Annotated in this window: 8 protein-coding genes; 3 read left to right on the forward strand and 5 right to left on the reverse strand. The window is 73.9% G+C overall.

Going from position 1 to position 6662, the window contains the following annotated elements; genetic code table 11:
- Positions 1-2: 2 nt before the first annotated feature.
- Both ACFW6A_RS27165 and ACFW6A_RS27170 read right to left on the reverse strand, forming a co-directional pair.
- Positions 3-1463: a serine/threonine-protein kinase gene (locus ACFW6A_RS27165; protein WP_386643558.1), complete on the reverse strand. Its 1461-nt coding sequence runs from the start codon at positions 1461-1463 to the stop codon at positions 3-5.
- A gap of 228 nt (positions 1464-1691) precedes the next feature.
- Positions 1692-2252, reverse strand: a complete 561-nt coding sequence (locus tag ACFW6A_RS27170; RefSeq protein ID WP_351854441.1) for a heme-binding protein — start codon at positions 2250-2252, stop codon at positions 1692-1694.
- A gap of 283 nt (positions 2253-2535) precedes the next feature.
- Between ACFW6A_RS27170 and ACFW6A_RS27175 the strand changes: the two genes are divergently transcribed.
- The 3 genes from ACFW6A_RS27175 (at position 2536) to ACFW6A_RS27185 (ending at position 4609) form a co-directional block, all read left to right on the forward strand.
- The gene (locus tag ACFW6A_RS27175; RefSeq protein WP_351854439.1) at positions 2536-3297 is read left to right on the forward strand and encodes an SDR family NAD(P)-dependent oxidoreductase; all 762 of its coding nucleotides are present in this window, start codon (positions 2536-2538) and stop codon (positions 3295-3297) included.
- Positions 3298-3384: 87 nt separating this feature from the next.
- Complete coding sequence (locus ACFW6A_RS27180; RefSeq protein ID WP_351854436.1) at positions 3385-4113, forward strand: TetR family transcriptional regulator; 729 nt, start codon at positions 3385-3387, stop codon at positions 4111-4113.
- Between the two features lie 112 nt (positions 4114-4225).
- Positions 4226-4609 carry a zinc ribbon domain-containing protein gene (locus ACFW6A_RS27185; protein ID WP_351854434.1) on the forward strand — a complete coding sequence of 128 codons (384 nt, stop codon included), beginning with the start codon at positions 4226-4228 and terminating at the stop codon, positions 4607-4609.
- Positions 4610-4672: 63 nt separating this feature from the next.
- On the opposite strand, the gene ACFW6A_RS27190 is transcribed toward ACFW6A_RS27185, so the two are convergent.
- The 3 genes from ACFW6A_RS27190 to ACFW6A_RS27200 all read right to left on the reverse strand — a co-directional run.
- A complete protein-coding gene (locus tag ACFW6A_RS27190) occupies positions 4673-5629 on the reverse strand; it encodes an electron transfer flavoprotein subunit alpha/FixB family protein (RefSeq protein ID WP_351854432.1) in 957 nt (318 codons plus the stop codon).
- A gap of 33 nt (positions 5630-5662) precedes the next feature.
- Entirely contained in the window at positions 5663-6451 is a 789-nt protein-coding gene (locus ACFW6A_RS27195) for an electron transfer flavoprotein subunit beta/FixA family protein (protein ID WP_351854429.1), read from the reverse strand.
- Positions 6452-6479: 28 nt separating this feature from the next.
- Positions 6480-6662, reverse strand: a 183-nt coding sequence (locus ACFW6A_RS27200; protein WP_351854426.1) for an acyl-CoA dehydrogenase family protein, incomplete at its 5' end; no start/stop codon positions are given.

A 6662-nucleotide genomic window follows, 5' to 3' on the forward strand; every position in this document is an offset into this window, starting at 1 on the left:
CTTCACCGGTCCAGGTAGGCGGTGAGGACGGCGTCCGGGGAGTAGCGCTCCCCGGCGTGCCGGCGCAGGGCGGCGTCGAGCTCCCGGAGCGCCGGCCGGGGGTCCTCGGAGGCGTCGAAGTCGAGCCTCATGGCGGCCTCCCCGCCCTTGCCCGCGAAGCCCGTCGGCACCGGCACGCCCTTGCGCAGGGTCGCCGCCACCTGCCAGCGGCGCTCGTCCCGTGCGCCCTCCGTGGCGGGCCGCACGGTGACGCGCGCGACGTCCGGCCACGCCGAGGACCAGACGCGCTGCTGGGAGCGGCAGTGCAGATGGGCCCCGGTCAGGGTGACCGTGCGCCGCACCGTGGGCTGGCCGGAGAGGAGGAAGCCCCCGGCGACGAAGACGGCCAGGCCGACCCCCGCGACGAGGGCGGCCACGAGCCAGGGGGCGAACAGGGCGACCACCACGGAGCCGGGCAGCACGGTGAGCCCGCCCAGGAACACGAGGCAGCCGCCGTTGTCCGAGCGCCTGCTCGGCTCCGCGAGCAGACCCGCGCTCACCTCCACCGTCCCGTCGGGTACGGCCGTCTCCGTGGCCTCCGCCGGCCCCGGCGCCCCGGCGGCCTCCGCGTCCGCGCGGCCGGCGGCACGGGGCCGGGGCGGAGCCGGGCGGCCCGCGGCGTCCGGGCCCAGCAGGACGTTCAGGACCCCGGAGGGGGTCGGGCGCAGGTCCGGGGACTTGTCCAGGCAGTCGGCGACGAGCGGCCGCAGGCCCGGCGGCACCCCGTCCAGGTCCGGCTCGTCGTGGACGACCCGGTAGAGGAGCGTGGGGACGGGGCCCTCGCCGAAGGGGGCCCGGCCGGTCGCGGCGTACGCCAGGACCGCGCCCAGGGAGAAGACGTCGCTCGACGGGGCCACCGGCTCGCCCATCGCCTGCTCCGGGCTCATGAAGCCCGGGGTGCCGACGACCAGGCCGGTGTCCGTCAGGGCCGTCGCCCCCTCCACCGCCTTCGAGATGCCGAAGTCGATGACGCGGGGGCCGTCCTCGGTGACCAGGATGTTCGAGGGCTTCAGGTCGCGGTGGACCAGTCCGGCCCGGTGGACGGCCTCCAGGGCCTCGGCGAGGCCGGCGGCCAGGGAGCGCACCGCCGCCTCGGGGAGCGGCCCCCGCTCCCGTACGAGCGCCGCCAGATCGGGCGCGTCGATGTAGTCGCTGGCCACCCACGGCACCGACCCGTCCGGGTCGGCGTCCACGAGGGGCGCGGTCCAGAAGCCGCCCACGGTCCTGGCCGCCGCCACCTCCCGGCGGAACCGCTCCCGGAAGCCCGGGTCGGCGGCGATCTGGGGGCGGATCACCTTCACCGCGAGCCGCCGGCCGCTGCGGGAGACGGCCAGGAAGACCTGGCCCATGCCGCCCTCGCCGAGCCGTGCCGACAGGCGGTACGGGCCGATGGTGACCGGATCGTCCGGCTGCAAGTCGTGCACGGGTCCCCCGAGTTCGCGGTACTGGAGGGGCGATCTTCCCAGAGGGGCGCGGTGCCGGGCCAGCCCGGTGCCCGGCACCGCGGTCACCGTGGACCTGACATATCCGTGGTGATTTCGTGTTGAACAAGTTGGAGCGTATGCTCGGGGCAGCCACCCCGGTTCGCCTGTGTTCCCCCGTTTCAGGCGGACCGGGGTTCGGCGTTCTCCGGGCCGGTGCGCGCGGGCCGGTTACCGGCCCAGCGCCGCCACGCCCGCGCGGGCGAACTTCTCGTCGAGGTCGCCCGAGGGCGCGCCCGCCACGCCGATGCCCGCGACCGGGGCGCCCCCGGCCGTGACCGGGGCGCCGCCGCCGAGGAAGAGGGTGCCGGGGATGTCCTTGAGGTTCGGGGCCTGCTCCAGGCGCTTGGCGAGCTCGGTGGTGGGGGCGTTCCAGGAGACGGCGGTGTACGCCTTCTTCTCGGCGGACTCGTAGGACTGCGGGCCGGCGCCGTCGCCGCGGAGGGTGACGATCGTGTTGCCGTTGCGGTCGACGACGGCGACGGAGACGCGCTGGTTCTCCTTCTCGGCGGCGTCCAGGGCGGCCCGCGCGGCCTTGGTGGCGGCCTCGACGGTGAGGTGGGTGCTGGTGGTGGTGTTCCCGCTCTTCGCCTCGGCGACGGCCGCGGGGGCCGCCGCCGTGTCCTCGCCGCCGGCGCTCGCGGAGTAGGCGCCGGCCCCGGCCAGGCCGAGGGCGACGATCGCGCCACCGGTCATCAGACGGGTCCGGTGGGCCTTCTTCACGTGCTTCATAGGGCTGTCGCTCCACAGGTCGGGGATGAAAGATCGACTGACGCCCCATCCTCCGGCCGCCTCCGGGCCCCGGCGGTCGGCGCACCGGCTGCGGGCCGCGGGAGGATCGGTGGACCCCGGGGTCCACCGATCGGATGACCCCCGTCCCGCGACGGCCCGGGACCGGGTTCTATGGTGAGCGGCGCAGACCGCGCGGACCGCGCGGTCCCCCGAGGGGACGCGCCCCCGGCCCGGCGGCCAACCCGCCGGCAGGGCCACCCGCACGACACGAACGAGGAGTTCCATGGACATCGCCGGCTCCGCAGCTCTCGTCACCGGCGCCGCCTCCGGGCTCGGCGCCGCCACCGCCGCCGCGCTCGCCGCCCGCGGCGCCGCGGTCTACGGCCTCGACCTGGACAAGGCCGTCGCCGCCGCCGGGGACGTGCCCGAGGGCGTCCGGCTGATCGCCGCGGACGTGACCGACGAGGAGCAGGTCCGCGCCGCGCTCGCCGCCGTCGACGCCGACGGGGCCGAGCTGCGGCTCGCGGTCAACTGCGCCGGGATCGCGCCCTCGGCCCGCGTCCTGGGCCGCAAGGGCCCGCACGACCTCGACCTCTTCCGCGCGGTCGTGGACGTCAACCTGATCGGCACGTTCAACGTGATGCGGCTCGCCGCCGAGGCCATCGCCCGGCACGAGCCCGACGCGCACGGGCAGCGCGGTCTCGTCGTCAACACCGCCTCCATCGCCGCCTTCGAGGGCCAGGTCGGGCAGATCGCCTACGCCGCCTCCAAGGCCGGCGTCGCCGGGATGACCATCACCGCCGCCCGCGACCTCGCCCAGTACGGCATCCGGGTCGTCACCGTCGCCCCCGGCATCGTGGACACCCCGATGATGGCCGGCTTCACCGAGGAGGTCCGGGCCGGGCTGGCCGCGAGCGTCACCTTCCCGCAGCGCCTCGCGCGGCCGGAGGAGTACGCCCGCCTGATCACGATGGTCGCCGAGCACGACTACCTGAACGGCGAGACGATCCGGATGGACGGCGCCCTGCGGATGACCGCCCGCTGACCCCCGAACCCGCCTGAGAGCACTCGGTGCCGGGGAATTCCGGCACCGAGTGCCGCGCGAGGGGCGTGCGGATGTTAGGTTCGTGGCATGGCAGCAGCGGCGACGAACCCCCCGAACCCCCCGAAGCCCGCGATGCGGGACTCCCTCGTCGCCGCGGCCTTCCAGCTCTTCCTGGAGCGGGGCTACGAGCAGACCACCGTCGACGACATCGTCACCCTCGCCGGGGTCGGCCGCCGCTCCTTCTTCCGCTACTTCCCGTCGAAGGAGGACGTGGTCTTCCCCGACCACGACCAGTGCCTCGACGACATGACCCGCTTCCTCGCCGCGAGCGCCGACACCGACGACCCCATGACCCGGGTCTGCGGCGCCGCCCGCCTGGTCATGCGGATGTACGCCGAGAACCCCACCTTCTCCGTCCAGCGCTACCGCCTCACCCGCGAGGTCGCGGGACTGCGCGCCTACGAGCTCTCCGTCGTCTGGCGGTACGAGAAGACCCTCGGCGACTACCTGCGGACCCGCTGGGCCGACCGCAGGGACGGCACCCTGCGCGCCAACGTGGCCGCCGCGGCCGTCGTCGCCGCCCACAACCACGCCCTGCGGCACTGGCTGCGCTCGGGCGGCGAGGGCGATCCGCTGGACGAGGTCGACCGCGCCCTGGAGTTCGTCCGCGCCACCTGGAGCCCCGACGCGGCCCCGGGCGCCGGCGGCGAGGCCTCCGCCGAGGGGACCGACGACGTGGTCGTCGTCATCACCAAGCGGTCCACCCCGATGTGGCGCGTGGTGCGCGAGGTCGAGTCGAGCCTCGGCGAGAGCTGAGGGTCCTCAGTATCTCAAATTGAGGGAACTCAGGTCTTTCTTTGCTGGCACTGAGTGCCATATCTTGGGGCTCCATGCACGGTCGAGCCGCCGAGTGCGAGGAGAAGGCATCGTGTTCCACACGGGACTGAGGACCCCCGGCGCCGCCCGGACCGAGGAATCGGCCGAGGACGCCGATCTCTACTTCCAGCGCTGCGCCTGGTGCCACACCACCACCTTCCAGCGCCTGCTCTGTCCGACCTGCGGGTCGACCGACCTGGCGCCCCAACTCAGCGACGGCGAGGGCGTCATCACCGTCCGCCGCGCCCACACCGCGGCGGAGGCGGACCTCTGGCCGGTCCACATGGCCGAGGGCTTCGTGGTCCGCTGCCGGGTCGACGGGCCGCCGCACGCCGTGCGCCCGGGCGTCCGGGTCAAGCTCGCGCGCGCCGCCGACACCGGGCGCAGGCCGGTCGTCCGGCTCTGCGAGGAGGTCCCGCTGGACGGCTGGATCTGAACCGGCACCCACGCGGAAGGGGGGTGGCACTCTGTGCCACCCCCCTTCCGCGTTTCGCTGGTGTCAGCGCGCGCCGATCTCGTCGGTGAGCTGCGGCAGCACCTCGAAGAGGTCGCCGACCACGCCGTAGTCGACCAGGTCGAAGATCGGGGCCTCGGGGTCCTTGTTGACCGCGACGATCGTCTTCGACGTCTGCATGCCGGCCCGGTGCTGGATCGCGCCGGAGATGCCCGCGGCGACGTACAGCTGCGGGGAGACCTGCTTGCCGGTCTGGCCGACCTGGTTGGAGTGCGGGTACCAGCCGGCGTCCACCGCGGCGCGGGAGGCGCCGACGGCCGCGCCGAGCGAGTCGGCCAGCTTCTCGACGACCTCGAAGCCCTCGGCGGCGCCGACGCCGCGGCCGCCGGAGACCACGATCGCGGACTCGGTCAGCTCCGGGCGGCCGGTGGAGACGCGCGCGGTGCGGGAGACGACCTTCGCCGCGTTGCCGGTGAAGGCGACGGTGACGTTCTCGACCGTGCCGGCGGCCGGGGCGGCCTCCGGGGCGGCGGAGTTCGGCTTGACGGTGATGACCGGGACGCCGTGCGAGACGCGGGACTTCACCGTGTACGAGGCGGCGAAGACCGACTGCGTGGCGACCGGGCCCTCGTCGCCGGCCTCCAGCTCGACGGCGTCGGTGATGAGGCCGGAGCCGAGGCGGAGCGCGACCCGGGCCGCGATCTCCTTGCCCTCGCCGGAGGAGGTGAGCAGGACGGCGGCCGGCTGCTTCTCCTTCGCGATCTGGGTCAGCGCGTCGACCTTGGGGACGACGAGCCGCTCGGTGAACTCGGCGCCGTCCGCCACGTAGACGGTGGCCGCGCCGTACTCGGCGGCGGTGGCGGCGACGGAGGCGGCGGCCTCGCCGGCGCCCAGCACGACCGCGGACGGCTCGCCGAGGCGGCGGGCCAGGGTGAGCAGTTCGAGGGCCGGCTTGCGGACCGCACCGTCGGCGTGGTCCACGAGAACCAGGATCTCAGCCATGATTCCTTGCTCCTGAGGTGGGGTGACGGTCGGTCAGATGAACTTCTGGGAGGCGAGGAAGGCGGCGAGCTGCTTGCCGCCGTCACCGTCCTCGTTCGTGACGATCGTGCCCTGGGTGCGGGCCGGTCGGGCGTCCGCCGACTCGACCAGGGTCCAGGAGCCGGCCAGGCCGACCTCGTCCTCGTCGATGTCCAGGTCGTCGAGCTCCAGCTCCTCGACCGGCTTCTTCTTGGCGGCCATGATCCCCTTGAAGGAGGGGTAACGGGCCTCGCCGGACTGGTCGGTGACCGAGACGACGGCCGGCAGCGGGGCCTCCAGGAGCTCCGTGGCGGCGTCGCCGTCACGGCGGCCCTTCACGAGGCCGTCCTCGACCGAGACCTCGGACAGCAGCGTCGCCTGCGGCAGGTCCAGCCGCTCGGCGAGGAGCGCGGGCAGCACGCCCATCGTGCCGTCGGTCGAGGCCATGCCGCAGACGACCAGGTCGAAGCCGGTCTTCTCCAGGGCCTTGGCGAGGACCGCGGAGGTGGCGATGACGTCGGAGCCGTGGATGGCCTCGTCGTTGACGTGGACGGCCTTGTCGGCGCCCATCGACAGCGCCTTGCGCAGGGCGTCCTTGGCGTCGTCCGGGCCGACGGTGAGGACGGTCACCTCGGCGTCGTCGGCCTCTTCGGAGATCCTCAGGGCCTGCTCGACGGCGTACTCGTCGAGCTCCGACAGCAGACCGTCGACCTCGTCGCGGTCCACGGTCAGGTCGTCGGCGAAACCGCGGTCGCCGGTCGCGTCGGGCACGTACTTCACACAGACAGCGATCCTCAGGGTCACGGCCTGTCTCCTTTCGACGAGGGGTTGGTTACGGGAGGTTGCGGGCCATGACGATGCGCTGGATCTGGTTGGTGCCTTCGTAGATCTGGGTGATCTTGGCGTCGCGCATCATGCGTTCGACGGGGTAGTCGCGGGTGTAGCCGTAGCCGCCGAGGAGCTGGACGGCGTCGGTGGTGACCTCCATGGCGACGTCGGAGGCGAAGCACTTGGC

The sequence above is a fragment of the Streptomyces sp. NPDC058758 genome (genome assembly GCF_042746075.1).
GTDB lineage: Bacteria > Actinomycetota > Actinomycetes > Streptomycetales > Streptomycetaceae > Streptomyces.

Coding starts and splice junctions, on each gene's coding strand:
- ACFW6A_RS27170 (WP_351854441.1), bottom strand. CDS start 2,252: ATGAAGCACGTGAAGAAGGCCCACCGGACCCGTCTGATGACCGGTGGC.
- ACFW6A_RS27175 (WP_351854439.1), top strand. CDS start 2,536: ATGGACATCGCCGGCTCCGCAGCTCTCGTCACCGGCGCCGCCTCCGGG.
- ACFW6A_RS27180 (WP_351854436.1), top strand. CDS start 3,385: ATGGCAGCAGCGGCGACGAACCCCCCGAACCCCCCGAAGCCCGCGATG.
- ACFW6A_RS27190 (WP_351854432.1), bottom strand. CDS start 5,629: ATGGCTGAGATCCTGGTTCTCGTGGACCACGCCGACGGTGCGGTCCGC.